We start from the raw sequence: 24631 nt of genomic DNA, 5'->3' as shown, positions 1-24631 counted from the left end.
CCTCTAAAGCCACCACGTACGACTCCAAAGCGGTTCCAAAGGTCATTGCCTTTCCAGTATTTTGAACGTTTTCTTTTTTATCTGCTCTGGGGAACCAACCGCTGGCTTAGGTCTTAGTGCCCCTGTATGCAAGTTTGATCAAGGTGCCCCGGTGCAGGATAAAAAAGAAAGCTCAATCCTCAAGCCATATCTCCAGCCTCTGCTTCCCCTTTCCCAGGCTGGAGCGCTTGAACTTCTTGAGGTGGCCTATCTCCCTTATGTCCCTCACGTGCGTCCCACCGCAGGGAATGATTTCGAAGTCCCTTATCTGGGTGTAGCGCGTTTCCCCTTCCCACCATATCCTCATCTCTCCGCCCTCGTCGACGAGCCGGTTGAAGGTCTCTATAATCTGCTCCTTCCACTGGTTCACGTTCTCGGGGTAAAGTATGTCGTATCTGCCCTTCTCGACGCTCATTCCGCTTCCGTAGAGCTTCCACTCGCCCGGCAGAACGAGGTTCAGCACGTGCTCCAGCAGGTGCATGGCCGTGTGTATCCTCATGAGCCTGTACCTGTAGTCCCAGTCTATCTTCAGCTCGACCTCATCGTTAGGCTTGAACCTCTCGGGTTCAGCCACCACGTGCCAGACGTTGCCTGCATCGTCCTTGTAGACATCGAGAACATCAACGCCGTTTATCGTCCCCCTGTCGTGGGGCTGGCCGCCGCCGGTCGGGTAGAAGATGGTCTGGTCAAGGAGGAGGGCGTTGTCCCTCACTTCCAGAACCTTGGCACTGGCCTCCCTCAGGTAGGCGTCCTCGTAGTAGAGCTTCCTCGTCATTGAGACCACCACATAAAAGTGGGAGCGCTCCTTTAAATGGGTATCGAAACGGGGAAGGAAATGGGAGAAAAGAAAGCTCAGCGCTTCTTCCAGAAGGCTATCGCCAGGGCTATGATGAGCACCGCGGCTATGGCTGCGACCATCTTCTGTGTGTCACTCATTCCTCCGTTCGCCCCTTCGGCCGGCAGGGTGTACCTTACGGTGGCGCTGGTGTAGTTGGCGAGGAGGGCCTTAACGTCCTCCGGCTGGGCGCCGTAGCGTATGTAAACGTTCGAGGTGATTTTTAGGGTGTTGCCTTCCCTAACCACGGTCATGGTAAAGCGATTGCCCTTCAGCTCGCGGCTTATGTTGGAGGGTATCTCCAGGAAGTCGCCGCCGTCCGAGAGGTTGAGGGTGAGGTAGAGGGTGTTGTTCACCTCGTACTCGCTCCTTGAAGTCAGGCTATCGGCCATTCCGAGGGTGGGGTCGAAGGTGTAGACGTAGGAGCCGTTCTCGTACCGGGTGAAGTTCCTAAGGGTGTACTCGGCGTCGATGACGAGGGGCGCCGTGGTCTCGTTGAGCCCGAGAATGGTGACCTTGCCCCCGTCCACTATGGCACCCTGGTAGCCGAGGGCCAGGGAGTAGGTCCTCAGTATGTACTCCGTCACGTTCTGGACGCCGTAGGAGACTATCTCCGCCTTCCTGGCGATGACGTCCCTGAGGGGTTCAACGTACTCGTCCTTCATGTGAAGCCTCACGGTGCCGTTGGCGTAGATGTCGAGGGTGACGTACTCGTTGGTTATGCTCTTCTCGTAGTGCTCGACTCCCTCGTAGGGGGTCTTGTAGCGAATGTAATAGTCATTGTAGTCACCAAAGAGCGCCTTGTAGCCGTCGGGGGTTAGCCAGGGCTCGAGGTAGATGTAGGAGCGCACGACGACGGTGTTTCCATCGGCACTCGACTCGACTTCAAAGCGGCTCTGGTTGTACTGCTTGACGAAGGGCTTGGGATAGCTAAGCAGAGTCGCATTGGGCGGGAGGACAACTATGAACGTGTTGTTGGCCTCTATGCCGAAGGGGAAGCCGGTGTCGGGAACCATCATCGAGCCGTAGCCCCTCGTGGGGTCCACCCAGAGCTCCCAGTAGTGGTCGTAGGAGTAGTACCTGGCGTAGTCCAGGGCTATCGTGTTGAAGACGAGGGTTATGTTGTTGCCCTCCTCTATGCCGTAGGACTTCATGCTCTCGTTCACAAGCTTGACCCCGGCCTGGGTGAGGCCCTGAATGTACCTGGCGAGCTGCTCCTGCTCGAACTTCTTTATGGCTTCCTCTAGCGTCATGTTGCCGTTCTGGGTCTCGTTGAGTATGCTCTCTATCTGCTTGTCTATTTCCTCCTTCGGCCCCAGCCAGACGCTGGTCATGGTTATGTTGGCGCTGCCGTTGGGCAGGAGGATTATCTTGAAGGTGAAGTCCTGCTTGTAAACCTGAACCTCCTCGGCCGAAACAAAGCCCGGGCCAACGAAGGACGCCAGGAGAATCGCGGCGAAAATGACCGCAAGGACTCTTTTCATTACACATTACCTCCATTCTACCTGTGCTGGTAGTTAGCGCCACCTTGGGGTATTTAACTTTATCCCAGAGAGGCCAGAAGAGAGAGCCAGCCAACACAGGGAAAAATGAGAGGACAGAGAGTTCAGCCCGTCCACTTGGAAGAGTCCAGTTCTCCTTCCGTCTTGGCAACAATGGTCGTTCCTGCCAGGTCGCCGGTGACGTTCACCATCGTCCTGCCCATGTCAAGGATTGCGTCGATTCCGAGTATCATGGCATATGCCAGGGCAACAGGACTTCCGGCCGTGAGGTCGAGACCGACGCTCTGGAGAACCATGGCGAGCATTATGGCTCCCGCGCCGGGAACTCCGGCCGTTCCTATCGAAGCCAGAACCGCCGTGAGGACGACCACGAGCTGCTGCTCGAGCGTCAGCGGCTGGCCTATTGCGTTCGCAACGAAGAGCACGGTGACACCCTGGTAGAGCGCGGTTCCGTCCATGTTTATCGTCGCACCGAGGGGCAGCGTGAAGGAGAATATTCCCTTACCAACGCCCATCTCTTCCTCGGCAACGCGCATCGTAACCGGTAGCGTTCCGCTGGAACTCCGGGTAACAAAAGCAGTAATCATGGCGTCCTTGGCCTTCTTGAGGAACTTAAGCGGGTCGATGCCGAAGACCTTGAGCAGGACGCCGTAGACGAGGAGAATCTGGAGGATCAGACCAAGGTAAACCGCTACCACGACCTCGACAAGCGGTCCGGCGACGTTCGGGCCAAACTGACCGATGACGTAGTAAATCAGGGCGAAGACACCTATTGGAGCGTACTGCATGACGCCGGCGACTATCTTGTACATCGCCTCGGCGGAGGCGTCCATAGCTCTGAAAAGCGTCTCGGCTGAGCTCCTGATCCTTTCATCTTCACTGTTCATGAGGTAGCTGATAGCTATTCCAAAGACTATGGCGAAGAATATAGTGGGCAGGACCTGGCCGCTTGAAAGTGCTGCGAAGGGGTTAGTTGGGACGATGTTTAGGAGTGTCTGGACGAGAGACGGGGCCTCCGCCCCTATGGCCTTTCCAGCGTCGGTCCCAAGGTGTATCCCGGTTCCAGGTTTAAAGATGTTGCCCATCAGCAGTCCAAAGAACACCGCAAAGGCCGAGGTCACTAGGTAGTAGAAGATTATCTTGACGCCAACCCTTCCGAGCCGCGCTGGGTTGATGCTGGCGGCGCCGACTACCAGTGAGAACAGTATTATGGGCATCACTAGCATCTTCAGGAGTCTCACAAAGAGGTCTCCGAGCGGTTTTAAGGTTGCTGAATACCCTGGGAGCAGTATACCAAAGATAACACCCAGTACGAGCCCAGCGAGGATCTTGTGGAGCACGGGGATTTCAAGATATGCTCTTAGTGCACCCCTTCCCATTGGTTTCACCCCTCCAAGAATGACATCGAAATAGCTTCAATAGCGACATTATATTAACTTTTGCCAAAGAAAATTGGAGAAGTGACAAAAAATTGTGGAGAAGTTAGAGAAATCTGAGAGAAACGTCGCCGTGAAGCACCCGCACTCTACCCCCCGGCGTTTCGAGAACCAGCGCACCGTCCACATCTATGTCCACAGCCCTGCCAACGAGTTCTGTTTCATCGTCGATTATCTTGACTTCCTTCCCAAGGATAATGCTCCTCTCCTTCAGCGCGGATACTATCTCACCGTCTCGTCCATTGAGAAAGAGTCCGTACCAGTGATCGAGATTCCCAACGAGGGTGTGGAAGACCTCTGACAGGGAAACCTCGCGGCCAAGGATCTCCCTCATCGAGGTCGCCATTTTCCCGAGCTCCTCAGGAACATCGTTGTTCACGTTCAGCCCTATCCCCAGAACCGCGTATTCTCCAGCCTTTCCCTCAGCTAGGATTCCGGCTATCTTCCTCCCGGAGACCCAGACATCGTTGGGCCACTTTACACCGGAGTGGATTCCGAAGTTGGAGAGGGTATCAACAACAGCTAGAGCACCGACGAAGACGAGCCGCGGATCCACTCTGGGAGGCTTGAGAACGACACTGAGCCACAGGCCGCCCTCGGGCGATTCCCATCTCCTCCCCTTCCTGCCCCTCCCAGCAGTCTGCCGCTTCGCCACGACAACCGTTCCCTCCGGGACATTCTGGGCAATTCGCTTCGCATACTCATTGGTGGAGCCTGCTTCGTCCAGGATTATGAGCTTTCTTCCGATGATGCGTTCCATTTCCACCACCAAAGCGATTTCCATGGACTCCTTAAACAACCTTTGCCCAAAAACCTTAAATCCTCAAAGAATATATCACTCCCGGTGATTAGTATGGACGCGTACCAGAGCGTTGGCATCAGGAGGAGAATGAGGCGCTTCTTCCGGAGGGACGGAAGGGCACTTATCTTTGCGATGGACCACGGCTTTGAGCACGGGCCGACGGACTTCGAGGAGCACTGGGAGCACGTGAACCCGCGGATAATCCTCAGGAAGGTCGTCAGGGCCGGAATCGACGGCGTCATGATGCTCCCGGGCCTCGTGAGAATGGCGGGCGATGAGGTTAAGCCCAACGTCGGTCTGATGATCAAGCTCACCAGCAAGACAAACCTCCGCCCGAAGGACGACCAGCTCCTCCAGAGCCAGCTCGGCTATGTCGAGGACGCGATAAAGCTGGGCGCCGATGCGGTAGCGGCGACCGTTTACTGGGGTTCCCCACAGGAAGACGTCATGATGCGCCAGTTCGCCGAGATAGCGAGCTACGCCCATGACCTGGGCTTCCCGGTCGTCCAGTTCGCCTACCCGCGCGGACCGTACATAAACGAGAAGTACGGCAGGAAAGAGGACTACCGCGTCGTCATGTACGGCGCGAGGGCGGCCGTCGAGAGCGGGGCAGACATGATAAAGACCTACTGGACCGGCTCGAGGGAGAGCTTTGCCAAGGTCGTTGATGCCGCCGCCGGCGTTCCGGTTCTCCTCAGCGGAGGGGCCAAGGCTGAGAACCCCGTGGACTTCCTCAACCTCGTCTGGGAGGTCATAGAGGCCGGTGGCGCCGGAGCGGTCGTTGGCAGGAACATCTTCCAGCGCGAGAACCCGGAGCCATTTATAAAGGCCCTCCTCCGCGTCGTCCACAGGAACGAGGACCCGGAGGAAGCGGCGAAAGCCGAGGGGCTTCTCTGATTTCAGTTATTTCGACTTTTGCCGATATTCTTTTCTCCTTTCGCCGCAATCCTTTTAAGGCCAGGGCTTTGTACCGTCTCACAACGGAACCGAAGGGGTGACCAACATGGCCAGGGTTGAAATCATAGACACCACCTTCCGGGACGCCCACCAGTCCCTCATAGCGACGAGAATGACCACCGACGATATGCTGGCGATAGCCGAGAAGATGGACAGGATCGGCTTCTACTCCATGGAGGTCTGGGGAGGGGCTACCTTTGACGTCTGCATACGCTACCTCAACGAGGACCCCTGGGAGCGGTTGAGGCTCCTCAGGGAGCACATCAGGAAGACCAAGCTTCAGATGCTCCTCCGCGGCCAGAACGTCGTGGGTTACAGGCACTATCCAGATGACGTGGTCGAGAAGTTCGTCGAGCTGGCCCACAGGAACGGGATAGACATCTTCCGCGTCTTTGATGCACTCAACGACGTCAGGAACATGGAGGTTGCGATAAGGAAGGCCAAGGAAGTTGGGGCGGAGGTTCAGGGGGCCATCGCTTACACCACCGGAAAGATCTTCACGCTCGAGTATTACCTGGGAAAGGTCGAGGAGCTTTTGGCTCTCGACGTCGATGTAATCACGATCAAGGACATGGCGGCCCTGCTCACCCCCCGGAGGGCCTATGAACTGGTCAGGGAGATAAAAGAGCGCTATGGCGTCCCCGTCAATGTCCACACCCACTCGACCACTGGAATGGCGGTCGCGACCTACCTCAAGGCAGTCGAAGCTGGAGCGGACTACATAGACACCGCGATAAGCCCGCTCGCCTTCGGAACGGCCCAGCCGGGCATACAGACCATCTGGCACGCCCTGCCGGAAGCGGTTGGGAGTCACCTTGACAGGGATCTGATACACGAGGTCTCGCGCTACCTCAAGAAACTGCTGGAAGAGAAGTACTCCGGTCTGCTCCACAAGGAGACACTGATGGTGAACCCCTACGTGCTCAAGTACCAGGTCCCCGGGGGCATGTACTCCAACCTAATCTCCCAGCTGAAGGAGATGAAAGCTCTAGACCGGCTTCAGGGGGTTCTCGAGGAGATTCCGCGCGTCAGGGAGGACCTCGGGTGGCCGCCACTGGTGACGCCGACCAGTCAGATAGTCGGGACGCAGGCGGTTCTCAACGTCCTCTTCGGCAGGTACGAGAGGATAACGGAGGAGGTCAAGAACTACATAAGGGGCCTCTACGGCAGACCGCCGGGAGAGATAAACCCCGAACTCAGGAGGCGCGTCCTCGGCGACGAGGAGCCGATAACCGAAAGGCCCGGAAGCCTGCTCAGGCCCGGGCTGGAGGAGTGCAGGAGAAAGCTTGAGGAGCTCGGCTACCTGGAGAGGGAGGAGGACGTTCTGACCTACTGCCTCTTCCCGCAGGTGGCGCTTGAGTTCTTCAGGGCCAGAAGGGAGGGCAGGAGAAAGCCGAGACTCCCGAAGACGGTTCAGAGGTTCAAGCTCTACGTGAACGGCGTCGAGTTCGAGGTCGGCGTTGAGGGCGTTGACCTGAGCGCGCTCAGATACCTGCCCCAGGTGGCCGGTACCGGCGTTTCGGTTCCTGCCCCCTCCAGTGTTCAGGCTTCCGGGCCGGCTCCTTCGCCGTCTCCAGCCCCGGCTCCAGCCGTTTCCGCTCCGGCTCCCGCCGGTGAGGGTGTTGTCACCGCCCCAATGCCAGGCAAGATTCTCAGGATACTCGTCAAGGAGGGCGAAAAAGTCAAAACCGGCCAGGGGTTGGTCGTCCTGGAAGCAATGAAGATGGAGAACGAGATTCCCGCTCCAAAGGACGGAGTGATCAAGAAAATCCTCGTCAAGGAAGGCGACACCGTCGACACCGGACAGGCATTGATAGAGCTTGAATGAAGCCTTCTCCCAGCTTCTTTTCTTTCTATCACCCTCTTAAAATACTTTCACTGGGAATCCGGACGTGATTTCTAACGGTTAGTTCAAAAACGGAATACCTTCAGTTTTTTGCCGAAAAGCATTTATACTCCAGAAGTGTACATCACAGTGCAGAATATACATGGAGGTGCAACAATGAACTCTGCTGTAATAGTTCTTCTGGCTGGTGCAATATACCTGGCCATGTACTTCAGCTATGGCAAGAGCCTTCAGAGCAAGGTTGTAAAGGCAGACCCTAACAGACCGACGCCTGCCCACAGGCTCTACGACGGAGTTGACTACGTTCCAGCGCACCCACTGGTCCTCTACGGCCACCACTTTGCATCGATAGCGGGAGCAGGGCCCATAGTTGGTCCGGCAATTGCAATGGCATGGGGTTGGCTGCCTGGACTGCTGTGGGTCTGGTTTGGAAACGTCTTCATCGGTGCCGTCCACGACTATCTCGCACTGATGTCCTCTGTCCGCTACGATGGCAAGTCGGTCCAGTGGATAGCCGGAAGGCTCATGAGCAGGAAGACGGGCGTAGCCTTCGAGGTCTACATCTGGTTCGCCCTGCTGCTGGTCGTCGCGGCTTTCGTCGCGGTAACAGCCAAGCTCCTGACCGTGACACCCCAGGCGGCAACCGCAACGCTGCTCTTCCTGCTCGTCGCGGTGATACTGGGTTACCTGATGTACAAGGTCAGGCTGGACTTCAAGCTGGCAACGATAATAGGCATCGTCCTCCTCATCGCAGCAGTGTGGATCGGTCTCAAGTACCCGCTGGTCTTCGTGGACGGCCAGACCGACACAACCTCCGCAGCCTACACGACCGCCTACCACTACTGGAACATAATCCTCATGGTTTACATCATAATCGCGGCCTCGCTCCCGGTGTGGATACTCCTCCAGCCCAGGGACTATCTCAACGCATATATCCTCTGGTTCGGCCTCATCTTCGGTGGAATAGCGTTCATCTTCCTTGCCAAGGACTTCACTGCTCCAGCGTACACCACCTGGAGTGCCTACGTGGTCACGGGTATAGGAGAGGGAGGTAGTAGTGTTCCCGTGGCATCGCCCTTCTGGCCAACGATACCTCTCATAATCGCCTGTGGCTCGCTCAGCGGATTCCACTCCCTCGTCGGCTCTGGAACCACCAGCAAGCAGCTTGACAACGAGATACACGGCCTCATGGTTGGCTACGGCGGAATGTTCACTGAAGGGTTCCTTTCAACGATCGTCATAACCGCCATAGCCGTCTACGGAGTCCAGCTCACGGGACTTCAGCCGGAGCAGTGGGCCACCGAGTACATAACCAAGGGAGGCCTTGGAACCTTCCTCGGAGGCTACGCCAAGGCCGTCAGCGAGTTCTACGGCGTGAGCGAGACCTTCGGAAAGACCTTCGCGACGCTGTGGGTTTCGGCCTTTACGCTGACCTCGCTCGACACGGCCACGAGGCTCGGCCGCTTTGCCTGGCAGGAGCTTTTCAGCATGGTCACTGACACGAGCAAGGGAATCGCAAAGATCCTCACCAACAAGTGGGTGGCCTCGATAATAATAGCGGGCATTGGAACCTACCTCGCCTGGGGAGCCGGCTACAAGGTCATCTGGCCGGCGTTCAGCGCGATGAACCAGATGCTCGCGAGCATAGCCATGATGACGGCAGCGCTGTGGGTAGCCAAGGTTCAGCAGGCAGGCAAGTGGAGCTGGGCGGTGATTATTCCGGCGCTGTTCCTCTGGATCACCGTGACGGCGGCGATAATCTGGTACCTCATCTACGTCCCGATGACCGGACAGTACCTCATAGCCGTCAAGGGTGCGCTCGTGGTCAGCCTGTTCCTCAACCTGCTCCTCGCCTGGGACTTCTGGGTGGCCTGGAAGAGGCCGAGCGAGGAGTACGCCGCGAGCGCGGCCTGACGTCTTTTCCTTATTTTTGATTCTCAGGTGGTGAGAATGAAGGACAAAGAAAAAGACCCGCTGGAGAACGTTAGAGCCTTCTTAAAGGGTTTTTTCGGGGCATTCAAACAGAACTCAACCGAGTACCTCGAATTCGAGCTGAGAGAGCTTGAGAACGTCTTCGCGCTCACGCTCATGGGGGCTTTCGTTGGAATCCCCAGCCCGCCGACGACGCTCGTGATAAGAGTGCTCCCCCATATGACGCGCGAGCTGTACGTAATGCAGCGCAGGGCGGTGGATATGGACGACGTGCTCGGCGAGCTGGCCGGAATGTTTGAAATCACGTGAGGTGGTCCCATGAGGGAGTTCTTCCTGCCCAAAAAGGGCTACCGCGTCGTCTTTTTCATAGGTAAGGGCGGAGTTGGTAAAACTACCAGTTCTGCGGCGGCCGCTACGGCGCTCGCGGAGAGGGGCTACCGGACGCTGGTAGTGTCGCTCGACCCGGCCCACAACCTCGGTGACGTGCTGATGGTAAAGCTCAAGGACAAACCGAAGAAGATAGCCGAGAACCTCTACGCGGCGGAGCTTGACATGGAGAAGCTGATAAAGACCTACCTCAAGCACCTGGAGGAGAGCATGAAGCACACGTACCGCTACCTCACCGTCATAAACCTGGAGAAGTACTTCGAGGTTCTGAGCTACTCCCCGGGAATCGAGGAGTACGCCACGCTGGAGGCGGTGAGGGAGATACTGGTGAAAGGCGACGAGTGGGACGTGATAATCTTCGATACCCCGCCGACCGGATTAACCCTCCGCGTCCTGGCCCTGCCAAGGATATCACTCATCTGGGCCGACAAGCTCATCGAGATAAGGAAGGCAATACTCGAGAGGCGCGCGGCGATAGCCAACATTCACGGGGAGCAGGAGTTCGTGGTAGGGGACGAGAGGGTGAAGCTCCCAACGAAGGAGGAAGAAGACGCGGTTATGAGGGAGCTAAAGAAGTACCGCGAGGAGGTGGCCTTCGTAGAGGGTGTGATAACCAACCCCAGAAAGACGAGCGTCGTGGCGGTGATGAACCCGGAGATGCTTCCCCTCTATGAAACCGAAAGAGCCAGGGAGAGCCTCAGGAAGTTCCACGTGCCATTCAACATGATAGTTATGAACAAGGTTCTCGAGCTGAAAGGAGAGATCCCGGAGCTGAGGGCCAAGCTGGAAACCCAGGAAATGGTTCTAAGGGAGGTCGGGCGGAAGTTCCCCGGGGTGGAGATGGTGAAGATACCGGTATTCGCCGAGGAGCCCAGGGGGCTGGAGCGGCTCAGGGAACTGGGGGGAATTATAGTTGAAGGCTAAAGCGCTCCACGAGAGGCTTAAAAGGGTGAGGGAGCCAATAACCGACGTGGACATAGTTAGCCTGGGTCTCGTCGAGGCTGTTATTGCTGACGAGGACGGGACAAGGATCTACCTCCGCCTGGCAGAGGGGCTTCACCGCCCCTTCCAGCACGCCCTCAGCTGGCCGATCCGGAGGAGGATAGTCAGGGATATCATCAATGTCCTCGATGATGTTCCCGGATTGGAGATAATCGATGCCCGAACCCTGGAAAGATACTACCCCCTGGAGGAGGATTGAGATGGACAATCAGCTGCTGTTTGCAGTTATATTTATAATAGCCGGCGTTTCAGCCCTCCAGTTCTACAGGGGCAGGAAGCTCAACCTCCTGCTGATGGAACACTACATAAAAGCGATAAAGGAAGTAGTGAAGCCAGAGGACGAGCTGTACACGTGGCTCGGCGGTTACATAGGCTTCCGCGCGGAGTATAAAATCAACAGGAGCAACGTCAGGAAGATGGAGTTCACCCTCACGCTCCTGCCCAGGCACAGCCTCCTCTACTTCCCGATAGCACTGATAACGAGCCGGCACGACAAGCTGTACATCGTCATCAAGCCGTTTTCGGACATACGGAGGGAGGCCCATCTGATACAGAAGGGATACTACAGAATGAGGCCGGGCATAGAGAACGAGGACCTCCTCCAGAGGGAGATAATCGAGGTCGCCGGAAGGCAGTACGAGGCCCTCTACGAGAAGAGGCGCGACGTGGAGAACCTGAAGGCCCTCATCGAAAGCCTCTCCAATCCCCGCAACGTCAAACACGTCTCGCTGACTCCGAAGACCAACGTGTTCTACGTGCTCATGAAGCCCGAACCGGACACTATTGGTAAGGATATCGAAAAGTTTGTCCGCTTCGTCAACGAGAAGCTTAAGGAAAGCCCCTTTTCGTCTTAACTTTTTTAGAAGCCTCGTGAAACTGCCCTCTTTGAGCGAACCCACCATTGACTCCTCTTCCCAACCCCCAAAGACGAAAAGAGACCACCCGAAGGACGTAGCACCGAACCGATTGAAACGCTGTTAAATCACTTTGAACCGCCGATTGGCTTTCAGTCTTGCTTGTTCCCTATATCCAACCCCATAACTCTCCATCTATCGCCAAGAGCCCCACCAAATCCGTTCTTGATTCTTGATGAGAACGACGTCGAAGGGTTTTGCGAGTGTAAAATTAAATCGTGCTTTGAGTGCTCTGGAGGGTTTGTGTGTGGTTTAAGGCATTTTTATGGGAGTTTGAATGGTCAATCGGGTTTAACGCGGGGTTTTATTTTCCCTGCTCTTGTTTTAACCCGTTGAAACTCCTGAAAGCGGTTTCGATTTTTTCTTTTTGCTTTTGGATCATTGTAAGGCTCTCTTCGGGTGAAAGCAGTCCTTTCGACGTTTCCCTATTCCTGTGCCGGCTTTATAAATAGAATGCGGTGACACGGGTTTTTAGAACAAGGTTTAAATAGCGGTGAAGAAAGAACTTAAAATCGAGAACCCGGGGAATTCCCGGAGCGTTTCCGTAGGACAGAATTGTGTGGAAAGTGTGACCAGGGACGGGCCGACGTTCCCGGTCCCGGAGTTTCCGTAGGACAGAATTGTGTGGAAAGATAGAATTCGGGACGTAGTTCCGCCGGAAGTGAAGGGTTTCCGTAGGACAGAATTGTGTGGAAAGATGACCTTCTGCCTGTAAACGTTCGAGTAGAAGTCAAGTTTCCGTAGGACAGAATTGTGTGGAAAGTAATCACCTTCTCAGCATGGACCCGGACCTCGCGGAGTTTCCGTAGGACAGAATTGTGTGGAAAGAGCTCGTTTACCTCGGTGGGGCCGTCCCTGAGGTCGTGTTTCCGTAGGACAGAATTGTGTGGAAAGAAGAACTGCCCCCTGTAGAGAAGGAGGGTCGCTCATGAGTTTCCGTAGGACAGAATTGTGTGGAAAGACGGCCGCGCTGGAGGGGTAAAGTTCCACGTTCACGCTCATGTTTCCGTAGGACAGAATTGTGTGGAAAGTGCTCCTGACATATATACTGATCTTGCTGCAACAATAAGTTTCCGTAGGACAGAATTGTGTGGAAAGAAGGTGGTGGGCATGATGGAGGTCGAGAGGGTCATACTGTTTCCGTAGGACAGAATTGTGTGGAAAGACGTCAAAGAGGCGGGTGCTCATGTCTTCACCTCCTTGTTTCCGTAGGACAGAATTGTGTGGAAAGACCTTTTCAGCCTCCATTCTTCTCAACCTCCTCGAACATGTTTCCGTAGGACAGAATTGTGTGGAAAGTCGATTTCGAAGTCGAAGAGGAGGACGAAAACAGCGTTTTGTTTCCGTAGGACAGAATTGTGTGGAAAGCGTGAACTGGACGGGGATTAGCAACGGCACGTGCAACTGCAGTTTCCGTAGGACAGAATTGTGTGGAAAGTTGTCGTCCGGAATCTTGAAAGCCCCGAATTTCTCTGGTTTCCGTAGGACAGAATTGTGTGGAAAGTTACTTCGTCCAGGTCGGCCAGGAGCGGTTTGTGATGTGTTTCCGTAGGACAGAATTGTGTGGAAAGGGTTACCTTGGGCCTTCCTCCGCTCTAATCACTTCTGTTTCCGTAGGACAGAATTGTGTGGAAAGCACTCTCAGCGAGCTGATTGCCTCAAGGGCTTCTGTGCGTTTCCGTAGGACAGAATTGTGTGGAAAGTCGTCATGTTCGCGAGCGCTGAAACGTTCTGATTCTGCCCGTTTCCGTAGGACAGAATTGTGTGGAAAGACGAACCCGGGGAGTACGTACTCTTCCTTGACGTCCAGGAGTTTCCGTAGGACAGAATTGTGTGGAAAGTCGAATTGTGTAAGAATGAGATCCCATGCCTTGACGAAGTTTCCATAGGACAGAATTGTGTGGAAAGGAAAGCATTGTCACGTCAAGATCGTTGTCTGCATCGTAGAGTTTCCATAGGACAGAATTGTGTGGAAAGGGAGTCGTCGCGACGATCGCCCAGCTAGGGCCAGACGGTTTCCGTAGAAGTGGTGCACGGTTGTCGCGCTGTGTATACTCCCAAAAACCTTTTCTGAGAAACTGCACATTGTGGGAATGACTTCCAGCGGCCCTATCCGGGTGATCTAAATGGAGGTTTACAAGGCCAAATTCGGCGAAGCAAAGCTCGGCTGGGTCGTTCTCGTCCACGGCCTCGGCGAGCACAGCGGAAGGTATGGAAGACTGATTAAGGAACTCAACTATGCCGGCTTTGGAGTTTACACCTTCGACTGGCCCGGCCACGGGAAAAGCCCTGGCAAGAGAGGGCACACGAGCGTCGAGGAGGCGATGGAAATAATCGACTCGATAATCGAGGAGATCGGGGAGAAGCCCTTCCTCTTCGGCCACAGCCTCGGTGGTCTAACTGTCATCAGGTACGCTGAGACGCGGCCCGATAAAATACGGGGATTAATAGCTTCCTCGCCTGCCCTCGCCAAGAGCCCGGAAACGCCGGGCTTCATGGTGGCCCTCGCGAAGTTCCTTGGAAAGATCGCTCCTGGTGTTGTTCTCTCCAACGGCATAAAGCCGGAACTCCTCTCAAGGAACGGGGAAGCTGTAAGGAGGTACGTTGAAGACCCACTCGTCCACGACAGGATTTCGGCCAAGCTGGGAAGGAGCATCTTCGTGAACATGGAGCTGGCCCACAGGGAGGCGGACAAGATAAAAGTCCCGATCCTCCTTCTGATCGGCACTGGCGATGTAATAACCCCGCCTGAAGGCTCACGCAGACTCTTCGAGGAGCTGGCCGTCGAGGACAAAACCCTGAGGGAGTTCGAGGGGGCGTACCACGAGATATTTGAAGACCCCGAGTGGGCCGAGGAGTTCCACGAAACAATTGTTAAGTGGCTGGTTGAAAAATCGTACTCTTCGGCTCAATAACGGGGTTTTACCTCCAGCAAACTATTTATCCTCCCCATTTTTATCCCTTAGGGGGATAACATGAGGTGGGACCCATCAATAATCCTTCTGGCACCCGACGATTTTCTGGTGGAGGGTTTGGCAGAACTGCTCAGGAAAGCCGGATACGCGGAAGTCGGCAGGGAGTACAAGAAAAAGGGAGACGCCAGGCTAATCACGGTCATTGGAGAGAGGGAAAACCCGTTCCAGGGCCCGGAAAGGCTCGCGGTTTCTCTACTCCGAGGGAAGGCCAGGAGCGAGTGGCTCAAGTTGGTATTAAAGAAGTATGACCGCGCGATTCTCATAGTACTCGGCGGGGACTGGCCAGGGCTGGAACAGGAGGGGGTAAAGGTATTGGGCCCCGAGTGGCTGGCAGAGGCCTTCAACAGGTACTCCATAGAACCTCCTCGGACGCTTCTCGAAAAGCTAATTGGGGAGGAGGAAAGCAGGGAGGGAGTGGAGTTCAGGGAGTTCGTCCTCGACGGGCCGCTCGTGGAACCCCTTGACACCAAAAACCTCGTGGAAGAGGCCAGGAAGGTGGCCGCGTACAAGTACGGCGTTTCACCGGAGGCCTCGAAGGTCAAGGCGCTGAGACTCAAGCTCAGGCCCGTTTACATCGTCTCATGGAGCAGGGAAAGCGACAGTGGAAAGGCCCTCGTGGACGGGGACAGGGTGGTAATGAAGGCGGAGGGGGAGCTGAAGGGCCTGGCTATGAAGGTTCTCCTGGAGGACGTTGCGACGGTCCAGGCCACCGAGGTAGAGATCAAAGAAGCCCCCGGTCCGGAGAGGTTCGTCATCGAAGAGGCGGTCAGGAAGGAATGGCTCGACCTGAAGGTCGTCCAGACGAGGAAGGCCTACGTTCCGGAGGGCGCGGAGCTGGTCTTTGAGGCAGGCAGAAACGAGGTCAGGGTTCATTTTGACTTCAACGAGGGGCGCGTCTGGGCCGAGGCGGAGCCTCTTCCCGATGAGGTTCTCCTGGAGCTCGCCGGAAAGGCCGTCTTTGATGCCACAGGGGAGGAGCCCAACGTCATTGAAGCAACGAAAAGGAGCCGTTTCACGGTTCTCAGAGGAAAAACCCGGCGGTACCTCTTTGAGGTGGAGATCAACTCCTACAGCGGCGAGGTGAAAAGGGTCTCTCCCGTCCTGAGCGAGGAAGCAGTGCTGGAAATCCTGCTCGGCAAGTACCCAGACGGCAGGATCATAGGAATCGAGAGGAAGCCCGAGAGAATCGTGGTGGATCTGATAGCTGAGGGATCCGTTAAAGTCCTCTCCCTCGAACCCAGGACTGGGGAGGTTCTGGAGGAGAGGAGCCTAAGCTCGCCGGTGGAGGTTCTTCGGAAGGCCCTCGGAAGCGTTCCGGCATTGGATAGCCTTGAGCTCAGGTCCTGCAGGGTGACAAACCACCAGATCGTCAGAGCGGAGTTCGAGGGGAGGGGTATAAAGGCGAGCATAACATACGACGGGTCCAGCGGCGAGATCATCGAGAAGAACGTTACCATAGAGCGTGACCTGGCAGTGGAACTGGCCCTGGAGCGCTATCCAGGATTCAAGGCTGTCTTCGTTGAGGAGTCGGGGGAGGGGTTCAGCATAACCCTCGAGAACGAAAGGCAGGTAGTGAGGCTCCTCGTGTCGAGGGAAGGTAATTTGGGGGAGATGGACAGGTTCGTAAAGGGAAGCGTCGTCGAGGAGATAGCCCTTGAGAGAATAGCCGATGTCGAGCCAAACCCGTCGGTGGAGGGGCTGAGGCTCTCGGACCACTGGGAGGTCGAGTTCACCGGTTCGAAGACCTTCGGAAAGCTGGTGATCCACAGGAAAACTGGGGAGGTTCTTTCCTTCGAGTATCAGTACATAGAGAGCGCCATAGCGAAGGCATTCGAGAGGTTCGTGGGGGAGAACTACGGGGACAGCGTCTCAATAGAATGGGTCGCCCACAACATCGAGGAGGGCTACGCGAGCATAAAAGGGGTCGGAGGAAAGGGAACGTACTTCGCCAAGTTCAACACCCTGACCGGCGAGCTGTTGGAGCACGACTTCGTCCCTGCTGGAGGACTGACGTCAAAGCTCAGACTGGCCCAGGTGGAGGGCAAGTACACGGTTAAATGACTTCCCTCCTGTCTATTATGTGCTCCAGCTCCGGCCCGGTCTTTATGAGCGCTACCGGGACACCTATGCGCTCTTCAATTTCTTCAACGAACTCCCTTGCCTTTCTCGGTAGCTTATCGTAGTCGGTGACGCCGAAGGCTTCTCTGTCGTACTTGTCGAGCATCGTTAAAGCGAGCATCGTGGCGCCGTTGAGCCTCGCGGAGTAGCGGGCGAACTCGAAGTCGAACCAGCCAACCCTTCTCCTCCTCCCAGTTACGGTGCCGTACTCGACGAGGCCGAGCCTTTCAGCCTCTTCTTCGCTCATCTCCGTCGGGAAAGGCCCAGCGCCGACCCTCGTCGGGAAGCTCTTGAAAACCACTATGACGTCATCGACCCTCGTTGGGCCTATTCCAACGTCGCTCGCTATGGCGGAAGCGGTGGTGTCCTTTGAGGTGACGTAGGGGTAGGTGCCGTAGTAGAGGCTTAGCCCGAAGCCCTGCGTTCCCTCAACGAGGACGAGTTTGCCCTCGTCGAGCGTGTCGTTGACCTCAGCGGCGACATCGGTTAGATAGGGTTCAAGTTCCTTGACTTCTCTGGCCAGTTTCGCCTTCCTCATCACCCTGTCCGCGTTTGCAGGGCCGCAACCGCTTCCCGTGGTGCCTATCTTCCCGTGGAGGTGGCTGTTGCTCCTGTCGAGTTCCTTGTGCCTCTCCTCGATTATCGCACAGCGGTAGTCGATGCCAACCCTTTCAGAGACGTTGAAGTCCTTAAGGTGCTCAAGCTCGTGGAAGAAAACCTCGGGGTCCACCAAAACGCCCGCTCCGACGAGAAGCCTCGCTTTGGTCTGCACAAAACCCGTCGGGAGCTGTCTAACCGCGTACCTTTTGCCGTTGATGAAAACGCTGTGGCCCGCGTTCGTCCCGACACCGCCGCGCGCTATTACCTCAGGCCCGTCCTTCAAGGCAAGGTACGCTATGATGGAACCCTTGCCCTCGTCTCCCCATTGACCGCCAACAACGATGTAGCTCGGCATGGCTCCTTACCCATGTTTAAGTCAAGAGGGGGCTTATAATGGTTTCGAATTAGGCATTAATCTGTCAAACAATGCCGGGGCAGTCCGGCAAAAGGTTAAAACCCGCGGCAAACACTACCTAAGGGGGTAGCGATGAGGAACAAGCTGGTGGTCGTTACCGGGGGAGCGGGATTCATAGGCTCCCACATCGCCTGGGAGCTGGTGAAGGACAACGAGGTAATCGTCATCGACAACCTCTACACGGGGAAGGAGGAGAACGTCCCTCCTGGGGCGAAGCTAGTTAAGGCGGACATAAGGGACTACGAAGCGATAGCCGAGCTGATAGGCCAGGCGGACTACGTCTTCCACGAGGCGGCCCAGGTGAGCGTCGTCGAGAGCATTCGCGACCCGGTCTTCACCGAGGAGGTAAACGTTATAGGCACCCTGAACATTTTGAGGGCACTCCTCGAGGGCCACGGGAAGCTGATTTTTGCCTCCTCTGCGGCGGTTTACGGTGACAATCCAAACCTGCCGCTGAAGGAATCTGAGAGGCCGAAACCGCTCTCGCCCTACGGCGTGACGAAGGCGACCGCCGAGGAGTATCTCCGCGTTTACCACGAGCTCTACGGCCTTCCAGTTGTCGCGCTCCGCTACTTCAACGTCTTTGGTCCAAGGCAGAGTGCCAACCAGTACGCGGGAGTGATAAGCATTTTCATCAGCCGCGCGCTGAGGAACGAGCCGCTCGTCATCTTCGGTGACGGCAAGCAGACGAGGGATTTCATCTACGTGAAGGACGTGGTTAAAGCAAACCTCCTCGTCGCTGAGAGCAGGAAAGCGAACGGAAAGGTCTTCAACGTTGCCACTGGAAGGCAAACGAGCATTCTGGAGCTCGCGATGAAGGTGATCGAGATAACTGGCGCGACAAGCTCGATAATATTTGATAAGCCGCGGCCCGGCGACATAAGACACAGCTTGGCGGATATAAGCGAGATAAGGGAGCTCGGCTTCGAGCCGGAGTGGAGCCTTGAGGAAGGGCTGAAAAAGACGGTGGAGTGGTACGCTAAGGACCGTCGGCAACGGGAGTGAGGTTGGAAACCAGATTCTTTATTCTTTCTTCAGTACCGTTGCCCACCCGAATTAACGGAGTGTTGTTCGAGGGCACTTCAGGGGAAATCGGGAACCTGAGCGGGACGCTCTTTCCAGCCAGCAGGGCATCGTTTAACCCTGGAATCGAGAGTGGTGCGAGTGCTCCGGCAGGTGAAGTGGTCACCGAAGAGGAAGCGGTTGCGGTGGCTGGGGGCTGTGGGTGGAAGACAAGTTTGTAGTACAAGTACCCAACCGAGACAGAGGGCTCTGGATAGACATATCTGCGAACGAGTATCCAGTCGTAGGAGGAAGTCCTACTACGAGGTATGCCCCTCCAATTGTAGTAGTACCACTGACCGATGCCAACAGGCTCGGGAGGTTCCTTCGGGAGTATATAATAGGAGATCAAACTCGAGTCTTCGTAGATAAAAACCACAACGTGGGTTAGGTTGTAAGGTAGCACTGTAATGTTTATGAGGTTATTGCTCCAGAGAACAGGGGATCCCCCACCGCTGTATGAAACCCCCCACTTTCCAGAGCTAACGTTAAAAACCCACAGTTCATCAGTCGCACTCCAAGATGAACCATTGAAAACCTCGGCCCATGCAAGGGATCTGTTGTCTATGTACCACATAAAGAAAGGAGACGCCCTAAGCCGGCTTGATTGTATTAAGATTTGAAAAGAGTCGCTCGGCATTTCCTTTTTGCTCCATATCCACTGGCCGCTGCTTAGACTTAACACACTGTTTGACACCACAGGGTCCCCGTGGACGTTCCACTTTTCCGTGTTCAGCGAGGAACCCTCGAAGTCATCAAAAAGCAGGAAAACATTGTCCGGGTCATTATAACTGACGTAAGGGTTGGGCCACACACCATAAGTCAGGCATATTGTACGGGAAGCACCTGCGTCCAGTTCCGGGAGCTTTACCCACAGGTAGGCTATCCTGTTGTTGGTGTCCAAGTATTGAACCCAGAAATACAGAGGGTTACCATCGTCATCGGTGAAGTACAGGTTGGTTGCGTTGATGACGTTCCAATCAACGCTCCAGTTCTCGCTGTTGCTATTGGCACTATCGTCCAAGACGACCAGAACGCTGTAGTTGTAGAGGGTCTGCCCGCTGTTTTCCTTGACGGTTATCGGAATGCAGAAGACGGTGGTGTTTGCGATCCCAACCCCCAGCTCCCTGCTCGTGACCAGTATATTACCAGAGGTGAACGTTGTCTGATAGTTGGGAGTCATAACGGTCACGACGGCCCTGACGACATCGGCTCTGCTGGCCCCGTTTGGATTGATGAGGGAGTAATTCAGAACACTTCCAGCAGTTAAATCCGAAGTGAGAACAATGGAGTAGTTGTATGCAACGGTGTTGTTGTTGGCGTCTCGAAGAGAAACATAGATCTGCGTTCCCGCGGGGAGATCTTCCGAGAAAACTAGCTCACCGGAGGTTAATCCCGTGCTAAACCATATCGACCCCTGGAGAACGGGGGAAACAAGCCTCTGAGAGCCTGCACCGATCTCCTGAACGTTCACGTTAATGCTGGGTACAGCTAACCCAAAGGTCCCCGCGAGAAGTAACAGAAGGATCGGCAACGTTATCAGCTTCAGCTTTAGTTTCGTTTCTTTCATATCAAACGTGATGTTACGACACACGGAATTTAAAGGTATCTCAAGTTTATGGAACACGTTACCGGACCAAACAGCACTAAATAGCCGGTCTTCCAGTAATTAATGCAACATAATGTGCAAAATTTTAAAATCCGAGAGAATCGAAGCGGGTCATCTCTTCACGCTGAAGCCCATGGCCTGCCTCTGCTGTATCTCCTGCGCCTTCTTGGCGAGCTCTCCGAGCTGGCCCTCGAGCTTCCTAAGCGCCTCCTGGGTCTTCGCTATCGCGTCGTCGTATTCCTTTATGCGCTCTTCGAGGTACCTCACCGCGTCGTCGAGGTTCTTTTCGATGGCGTAGCCTGCCCCAACGCTGACTATCGCGTTCTCCTTGTCGTCTATGTGGGCCTTCAGGAAGGAGCCCGCGCCAACCGGCACCAGGATCTCCGGCTTCTCCTCCTCGACCTTCTTGAGTTCCTCCAGCGTCTCCTTGACCGCCTGGAACTCGTTCCTCCCGAGGGTGAGCAGTTCGAGGTTCTGGGCCAGGAGCTGCGCCTGCGCCTGAAGGAGCTGGTACTCGTAAGCGAGCCTTTCCATCTCGTTGGTCTCGGCCATTCCACACCACCGGAGGGACTACGCGGCGGGGCTTTTAAGGTTTGGGTCCGGATTACCCAAGAAACGAAAAAGTTATTTAATCCAACATCAAAGAAAAAGCGGTGATGGAATGAACCTGGGGAGGATCCTTCTCGCCGCGATGATCATAGTGGCGGTAATCGGAACCGCTTACTCCATAAGTGAATATCTAAGCGAGAACGGAGACTGCAAGCTGGGAATGTCGGAGCCACCCAAGACCAACTACCACGTCAGCTACCAGATCTGCCCGTACGTGCAAAACGGTACCATAAAGGGTTACGCTGAAGAGGTTTACAGCCCGAGGAGCCTCGGTAACATTCTCGTTAAAGCGTTCAACGATTCCCTCGACCCCAACTATCCCCTCGCCGTCGTGAGATATCTGGCTGAACAGGGGAAGCTCAGGGCGTACTCGGAGTACTTTTACTTGGAGTTCGACGAGAACGGCAGCCGCGAGTCCAGCGTCCGCTCTGAGTGGGTTCCAACGGAAAGCCCCGACGACCGCTTCATCGTCTACCCACCCCGGGACATGTTCCTTGACAACAATACCTTCGACTTCCTCGGAGGGTGGGTTTACTCCGAGATGGACGGCAGGGGTGTTCTCGTGGTCTACTACCTCGCCAGCCCCGAGACCGTTAAGGGTATCGATGACGTCACCGTAATCTACCCACCCTCCTGGGGCATTGAAAGCTCCACATCTACCCTCCTCTGGCAGTGCTGGCCAGAAAGCGGAACGATAATGACCTGCAACGAAACCGACGAGAACTCCAAGCACTCCTCATTCCCCAAAGCATACGGTGGCCTGGACTCCGCGGGCTTCAACGCCACCTGGCCGTACGGGGCTTTTGCGCTGGTCTTCAACACGACCTACGGGGGAGATGATAGACCACCGCTGTGCGTCAGGTTCAGGCTGGAAACAATATGGGGGAAAAGGGAAGCCCCGATGAACTGCGAGGTCAGCGGAGTATCTCTTCCCTGACCTTCTCCGCTATCTCCCTCATCGCATCAGCCGCCTTTGAGTCGGGGAAGGCCTCGACGAAGGGCTTGAGCATGCTCATGCTCCTCGGAATGGCCCTGTCGTAGGGTATTTCTCCGAGTATCGGGATCCCCTCAGCTTCAGCCCACTCCCTCAGGGCGGTGAAGCCGGGGTTGAGGTCGGCCTTGTTTATTATCAGGTACGCCGGCTGCCTGAAGTGCTGGACCACCTTGTATGCGCGCTGGACGTCGCTTAGTGAAGCGGGGGTCGGCTCGGCAACGAGTATCGTTAGATCGGCCCCGCCTATGCTCGCTATGACCTGGCAGCCTATTCCAGCGGCGCTGTCCACTATCATGTGCTCCAGGCCAAGCTCGCCCATGAGCTTTTTCGCCCACTCCTTCTCCTCTGTGACGAGCTTGCCGCTGTTGGGCCTGCCGACGTCGAGCTGGGCCGAGATCAGCGGGAAGCCGTAGCGGGTGGTTGTCTTCCTCACCACGCCGGAGCGGACCTCCTCCAGCGTTATCGTCCCCGGAACCGGGCAGACCAGGCCGCAGACGTTGCAGCCCTCGCAGGTCAGCTCGCTCACCACGTAGTCGCCGTCGATGACCTTGATGCAGTCGTAGGGGCAGCGCTCCTGGCAGATGCCGCACCTTATGCAGCTCTCGGTGTTTATCCTCGCCACCTTTGCGCCTATCAGCTCCCTCTCCTCCTCCCAGCGCTCGACGCCGAGGAGCAGGTCAAGGTTCGGCGCGTCCGCATCGGCATCAACGGCAACGAAACGGTACTCGTCCTTCAGCAGGTAGAGGAGGGAAGCGGTGACGGTGCTCTTTCCAACGCCACCCTTGCCGCTCGCTATGACCAGCTGCATCACTCACCACCTCCGAGGAACTCGACGACCCTGGAAGCGATCTCCCTGAAAATCCCGGCCTCAGGATAGTCGCTCAGGACTATAGGCTTCCCCTCAACGTAGCTCCTTATGACGTTCTCGCTGTAGGGGATCTCGGCTATCACTTCCGCCCCGTACCTCTCCGCTATCTCGCGCACCCTGCCCACGTCGCCGAGGTCGGAGCGGTTCACCACGACCATCGCGGGAATGTCCATCAGCTTGGCCAGCCTGAGTATCAGCTCGCCGTCGTGGATTCCGAGGGGCGTCGGCTCCGTGACGGCTATGATGAGTCTCGAGTCCTCAAGGGCCTTCGACACCGTGTTGCTCGTTCCGGCCGCAGTGTCCACTAGGAGAAGCTCCTTCCCGAGGGCCTGGGCGCGCTTCTTCGCCCTCGAAACTATCGGCATGGCCCTCTCCTCTCCTTCGAGGAGCTTGCCCGTGACGAGCGGAAAGCCGTAGGGCGTCTCGGTAAGGTAAGTGTGCCCCATCAGCTTTTTACCCGGCAGAATCGCTCCTGGAACCGGGCAGACTATCTCACAGGCAGCGCAGCCGGAGCAGAGGTTCGGCATCAGGAAAGGTGTCCCGTCGCGCATGGTGATTATCGCGTGCTCCTCACAGACCTCAGCGCACTTCCTGCACCGGGTGCACTTCGAGTAGTCAAACCTGGGCATGAACAGCTCCACCGGCTCCTCGTTGGACAGCTCCACGCCCAGGAGAAGGTGGTCGTTGGGGGCCTCAACGTCGAGATCGGCCAGGGCCAGATCGTAGTGCTCTCCAAGTGCTATCGCGAGGTTTATCGCGACCGTTGACTTTCCGGTTCCTCCCTTCCCACCGCTCACCGCTATCTGCAAGCTCTCACCTCCAGAATTAGGCCAGCCTAAAAGCTTTTAAGCTTTGTGCATACGCTCAAAACGGTGATGCTCATGAGGTGCCTGAAGGTTGCCTTTGGAATGGAGAACGACGAGAAGCTCATAGACGCCCACTACGGCGACTCCGAGTTCTTCGCGATCTACGAGGTCTGCGAGGACGGAAGTGTTAAGTTGCTTGAAAAGAGGCGCAACAGGGCCAAGGACCTTGAAGAGGAGCACGACGAGGGGCACGGGGACCCGAGGAAGTTCAAGGCAGTTGTCAGCCAGCTCCTGGACGTTGACGTTCTGGCAGCGTTCAGGATGGGCCCGAACTTCTTGCGCATCAGAGACAAGACCAACAAGGTGGCCTTCTTCACGAGGACGAGGGATTTAAAGGTGGCCCTTCAGAGGCTCATCGAGAACTTCGACGAACTGTGGGAGCAGGTTCAGGCGAAGAAGGCCGAGAAACCGCCGATAGAGGAGTGAGCAATGCGCTTTTGGGGGATCGAGCCGAGGGTCTTCCTAATTACAGCCCCTTACGCCCTCTTCGCTTTTTGCCTCGACTCAAGGCTCCCCCAGTCCTTTCTCCAGCTCCCAGGTGTGGGAGTTGTCCTTTTGAGCGTTGGGATAGTCCTCTGGCTCCTCTGCTACCTCCAGGTCTCAAGGGCCTACTCCGAGGGGCGGCTCCTCACGGGAGGCTGCTACTCCAGGGTCAGGCACCCGATATACTCCATATGGGGCTTCCTTATCCTCCCGGGCTTCTCGCTCGTCATCGGCGGCTTCATGCTTGGCCTGCCCGTACTCTACTGGCTCGCGGTGGTGGGGCTTATAGGCGAGGAGGAGAAAGTCCTGGAGGAGAGGTTCGGAGATGAGTGGAGACAGTACGCCGAGAGAACGCCCAGGTTCATACCGAGGCTTTGAGC

The 24631-nt window shown here is 56.0% G+C and carries 22 protein-coding genes and 1 CRISPR repeat array; of the genes, 13 read left to right on the top strand and 9 right to left on the bottom strand.

What is annotated here, in order from left to right; genetic code table 11:
* Nucleotides 1-172: 172 nt before the first annotated feature.
* The 4 genes from CL1_RS09345 to CL1_RS09330 form a co-directional block, all read right to left on the bottom strand.
* Nucleotides 173-814: an alanyl-tRNA editing protein gene (locus CL1_RS09345; protein WP_014789637.1), complete on the bottom strand. Its 642-nt coding sequence runs from the start codon at nt 812-814 to the stop codon at nt 173-175.
* A 77-nt stretch (nt 815-891) separates the two neighbouring features.
* A complete protein-coding gene (locus CL1_RS09340) occupies nt 892-2358 on the bottom strand; it encodes an exodeoxyribonuclease VII small subunit (protein WP_014789636.1) in 1467 nt (488 codons plus the stop codon).
* 122 nt (nt 2359-2480) lie between these two features.
* Nucleotides 2481-3755 (bottom strand): dicarboxylate/amino acid:cation symporter, encoded by a 1275-nt coding sequence (locus CL1_RS09335; RefSeq protein ID WP_014789635.1) that lies wholly within the window; start codon nt 3753-3755, stop codon nt 2481-2483.
* Nucleotides 3756-3858: 103 nt separating this feature from the next.
* A complete protein-coding gene (locus CL1_RS09330) occupies nt 3859-4572 on the bottom strand; it encodes a biotin--[acetyl-CoA-carboxylase] ligase (RefSeq protein WP_014789634.1) in 714 nt (237 codons plus the stop codon).
* A 93-nt stretch (nt 4573-4665) separates the two neighbouring features.
* On the opposite strand from CL1_RS09330, the gene fba reads away from it, so the two are divergent.
* The 9 genes from fba to CL1_RS09285 all read left to right on the top strand — a co-directional run bounded on the left by fba (nt 4666) and on the right by CL1_RS09285 (nt 16688).
* Complete coding sequence (gene fba / locus CL1_RS09325; protein WP_014789633.1) at nt 4666-5511, top strand: class I fructose-bisphosphate aldolase; 846 nt, start codon at nt 4666-4668, stop codon at nt 5509-5511.
* 106 nt (nt 5512-5617) lie between these two features.
* Nucleotides 5618-7399, top strand: a complete 1782-nt coding sequence (locus tag CL1_RS09320) for a pyruvate/oxaloacetate carboxyltransferase (protein WP_014789632.1) — start codon at nt 5618-5620, stop codon at nt 7397-7399.
* Nucleotides 7400-7573: 174 nt separating this feature from the next.
* Complete coding sequence (locus CL1_RS09315) at nt 7574-9331, top strand: carbon starvation CstA family protein (protein ID WP_014789631.1); 1758 nt, start codon at nt 7574-7576, stop codon at nt 9329-9331.
* A gap of 36 nt (nt 9332-9367) precedes the next feature.
* The gene (locus tag CL1_RS09310) at nt 9368-9658 is read left to right on the top strand and encodes a hypothetical protein (protein ID WP_014789630.1); all 291 of its coding nucleotides are present in this window, start codon (nt 9368-9370) and stop codon (nt 9656-9658) included.
* A 9-nt stretch (nt 9659-9667) separates the two neighbouring features.
* Nucleotides 9668-10660: an ArsA family ATPase gene (locus CL1_RS09305; protein WP_014789629.1), complete on the top strand. Its 993-nt coding sequence runs from the start codon at nt 9668-9670 to the stop codon at nt 10658-10660.
* Entirely contained in the window at nt 10650-10937 is a 288-nt protein-coding gene (locus tag CL1_RS09300) for a hypothetical protein (RefSeq protein ID WP_014789628.1), read from the top strand. Before CL1_RS09305 ends, CL1_RS09300 begins: the two co-directional genes overlap by 11 nt.
* Before the next feature lies 1 nt (nt 10938).
* Nucleotides 10939-11592 (top strand): hypothetical protein, encoded by a 654-nt coding sequence (locus CL1_RS09295; RefSeq protein ID WP_014789627.1) that lies wholly within the window; start codon nt 10939-10941, stop codon nt 11590-11592.
* Nucleotides 11593-12190: 598 nt separating this feature from the next.
* A CRISPR array of direct repeats spans nt 12191-13629; the repeat unit is 29 nt; unit sequence GTTTCCGTAGGACAGAATTGTGTGGAAAG.
* Between the two features lie 149 nt (nt 13630-13778).
* Entirely contained in the window at nt 13779-14567 is a 789-nt protein-coding gene (locus CL1_RS09290; protein ID WP_014789625.1) for an alpha/beta hydrolase, read from the top strand.
* A gap of 60 nt (nt 14568-14627) precedes the next feature.
* Nucleotides 14628-16688, top strand: a complete 2061-nt coding sequence (locus tag CL1_RS09285; protein WP_014789624.1) for a hypothetical protein — start codon at nt 14628-14630, stop codon at nt 16686-16688.
* On the opposite strand, the gene CL1_RS09280 is transcribed toward CL1_RS09285, so the two are convergent.
* Nucleotides 16681-17700 carry an adenylosuccinate synthetase gene (locus tag CL1_RS09280; protein WP_014789623.1) on the bottom strand — a complete coding sequence of 340 codons (1020 nt, stop codon included), beginning with the start codon at nt 17698-17700 and terminating at the stop codon, nt 16681-16683. The genes CL1_RS09285 and CL1_RS09280 overlap by 8 nt on opposite strands.
* 132 nt (nt 17701-17832) lie before the next feature.
* On the opposite strand from CL1_RS09280, the gene CL1_RS09275 reads away from it, so the two are divergent.
* A complete protein-coding gene (locus tag CL1_RS09275) occupies nt 17833-18765 on the top strand; it encodes an SDR family oxidoreductase (protein WP_014789622.1) in 933 nt (310 codons plus the stop codon).
* On the opposite strand, the gene CL1_RS09270 is transcribed toward CL1_RS09275, so the two are convergent.
* On the bottom strand, nt 18740-20392 hold the full coding sequence (locus CL1_RS09270) for a DUF2341 domain-containing protein (protein ID WP_014789621.1): 1653 nt from the start codon (nt 20390-20392) through the stop codon (nt 18740-18742). The genes CL1_RS09275 and CL1_RS09270 overlap by 26 nt on opposite strands.
* A gap of 150 nt (nt 20393-20542) precedes the next feature.
* The gene (gene pfdA, locus CL1_RS09265) at nt 20543-20983 is read right to left on the bottom strand and encodes a prefoldin subunit alpha (protein ID WP_014789620.1); all 441 of its coding nucleotides are present in this window, start codon (nt 20981-20983) and stop codon (nt 20543-20545) included.
* Between the two features lie 109 nt (nt 20984-21092).
* Here pfdA and CL1_RS09260 point away from each other — a divergent pair, with 109 nt between their 5' ends.
* Nucleotides 21093-21977, top strand: coding sequence for a hypothetical protein (locus CL1_RS09260; RefSeq protein ID WP_014789619.1), 885 nt, complete (start codon nt 21093-21095; stop codon nt 21975-21977).
* Here the strand turns inward: CL1_RS09260 and CL1_RS09255 are convergent.
* Both CL1_RS09255 and CL1_RS09250 read right to left on the bottom strand, forming a co-directional pair.
* The gene (locus CL1_RS09255; protein WP_014789618.1) at nt 21955-22842 is read right to left on the bottom strand and encodes a nucleotide-binding protein; all 888 of its coding nucleotides are present in this window, start codon (nt 22840-22842) and stop codon (nt 21955-21957) included. The two genes, CL1_RS09260 and CL1_RS09255, sit on opposite strands and share 23 nt — an antisense overlap.
* Nucleotides 22842-23711: a nucleotide-binding protein gene (locus CL1_RS09250; RefSeq protein WP_014789617.1), complete on the bottom strand. Its 870-nt coding sequence runs from the start codon at nt 23709-23711 to the stop codon at nt 22842-22844. The genes CL1_RS09255 and CL1_RS09250 overlap by 1 nt, the downstream gene beginning before the upstream one ends.
* Before the next feature lie 72 nt (nt 23712-23783).
* Between CL1_RS09250 and CL1_RS09245 the strand changes: the two genes are divergently transcribed.
* Together CL1_RS09245 and CL1_RS09240 are read left to right on the top strand one after the other, a co-directional pair.
* The gene (locus CL1_RS09245; RefSeq protein ID WP_014789616.1) at nt 23784-24194 is read left to right on the top strand and encodes a NifB/NifX family molybdenum-iron cluster-binding protein; all 411 of its coding nucleotides are present in this window, start codon (nt 23784-23786) and stop codon (nt 24192-24194) included.
* A 3-nt stretch (nt 24195-24197) separates the two neighbouring features.
* Entirely contained in the window at nt 24198-24629 is a 432-nt protein-coding gene (locus tag CL1_RS09240) for a methyltransferase family protein (RefSeq protein ID WP_014789615.1), read from the top strand.
* Nucleotides 24630-24631: the final 2 nt, after the last annotated feature.

The sequence above is a fragment of the Thermococcus cleftensis genome, from assembly GCF_000265525.1.
GTDB lineage: Archaea > Methanobacteriota_B > Thermococci > Thermococcales > Thermococcaceae > Thermococcus > Thermococcus cleftensis.
Note: the sequence above shows the minus strand (reverse complement) of the source record. Positions and strands in the feature narration are given on the sequence as shown.

Excerpts from the sequence above, each read along its gene's own strand:
- CL1_RS09345 (WP_014789637.1), bottom strand. The coding sequence starts at position 814 with ATGACGAGGAAGCTCTACTACGAGGACGCCTACCTGAGGGAGGCCAGT.
- CL1_RS09340 (WP_014789636.1), bottom strand. The coding sequence starts at position 2,358 with ATGAAAAGAGTCCTTGCGGTCATTTTCGCCGCGATTCTCCTGGCGTCC.
- CL1_RS09335 (WP_014789635.1), bottom strand. The coding sequence starts at position 3,755 with ATGGGAAGGGGTGCACTAAGAGCATATCTTGAAATCCCCGTGCTCCAC.
- CL1_RS09330 (WP_014789634.1), bottom strand. The coding sequence starts at position 4,572 with ATGGAACGCATCATCGGAAGAAAGCTCATAATCCTGGACGAAGCAGGC.
- fba (WP_014789633.1), top strand. The coding sequence starts at position 4,666 with ATGGACGCGTACCAGAGCGTTGGCATCAGGAGGAGAATGAGGCGCTTC.
- CL1_RS09320 (WP_014789632.1), top strand. The coding sequence starts at position 5,618 with ATGGCCAGGGTTGAAATCATAGACACCACCTTCCGGGACGCCCACCAG.
- CL1_RS09315 (WP_014789631.1), top strand. The coding sequence starts at position 7,574 with ATGAACTCTGCTGTAATAGTTCTTCTGGCTGGTGCAATATACCTGGCC.
- CL1_RS09310 (WP_014789630.1), top strand. The coding sequence starts at position 9,368 with ATGAAGGACAAAGAAAAAGACCCGCTGGAGAACGTTAGAGCCTTCTTA.
- CL1_RS09305 (WP_014789629.1), top strand. The coding sequence starts at position 9,668 with ATGAGGGAGTTCTTCCTGCCCAAAAAGGGCTACCGCGTCGTCTTTTTC.
- CL1_RS09295 (WP_014789627.1), top strand. The coding sequence starts at position 10,939 with ATGGACAATCAGCTGCTGTTTGCAGTTATATTTATAATAGCCGGCGTT.
- CL1_RS09290 (WP_014789625.1), top strand. The coding sequence starts at position 13,779 with ATGGAGGTTTACAAGGCCAAATTCGGCGAAGCAAAGCTCGGCTGGGTC.
- CL1_RS09285 (WP_014789624.1), top strand. The coding sequence starts at position 14,628 with ATGAGGTGGGACCCATCAATAATCCTTCTGGCACCCGACGATTTTCTG.
- CL1_RS09280 (WP_014789623.1), bottom strand. The coding sequence starts at position 17,700 with ATGCCGAGCTACATCGTTGTTGGCGGTCAATGGGGAGACGAGGGCAAG.
- CL1_RS09275 (WP_014789622.1), top strand. The coding sequence starts at position 17,833 with ATGAGGAACAAGCTGGTGGTCGTTACCGGGGGAGCGGGATTCATAGGC.
- CL1_RS09270 (WP_014789621.1), bottom strand. The coding sequence starts at position 20,392 with ATGAAAGAAACGAAACTAAAGCTGAAGCTGATAACGTTGCCGATCCTT.
- pfdA (WP_014789620.1), bottom strand. The coding sequence starts at position 20,983 with ATGGCCGAGACCAACGAGATGGAAAGGCTCGCTTACGAGTACCAGCTC.
- CL1_RS09260 (WP_014789619.1), top strand. The coding sequence starts at position 21,093 with ATGAACCTGGGGAGGATCCTTCTCGCCGCGATGATCATAGTGGCGGTA.
- CL1_RS09255 (WP_014789618.1), bottom strand. The coding sequence starts at position 22,842 with ATGCAGCTGGTCATAGCGAGCGGCAAGGGTGGCGTTGGAAAGAGCACC.
- CL1_RS09245 (WP_014789616.1), top strand. The coding sequence starts at position 23,784 with ATGAGGTGCCTGAAGGTTGCCTTTGGAATGGAGAACGACGAGAAGCTC.
- CL1_RS09240 (WP_014789615.1), top strand. The coding sequence starts at position 24,198 with ATGCGCTTTTGGGGGATCGAGCCGAGGGTCTTCCTAATTACAGCCCCT.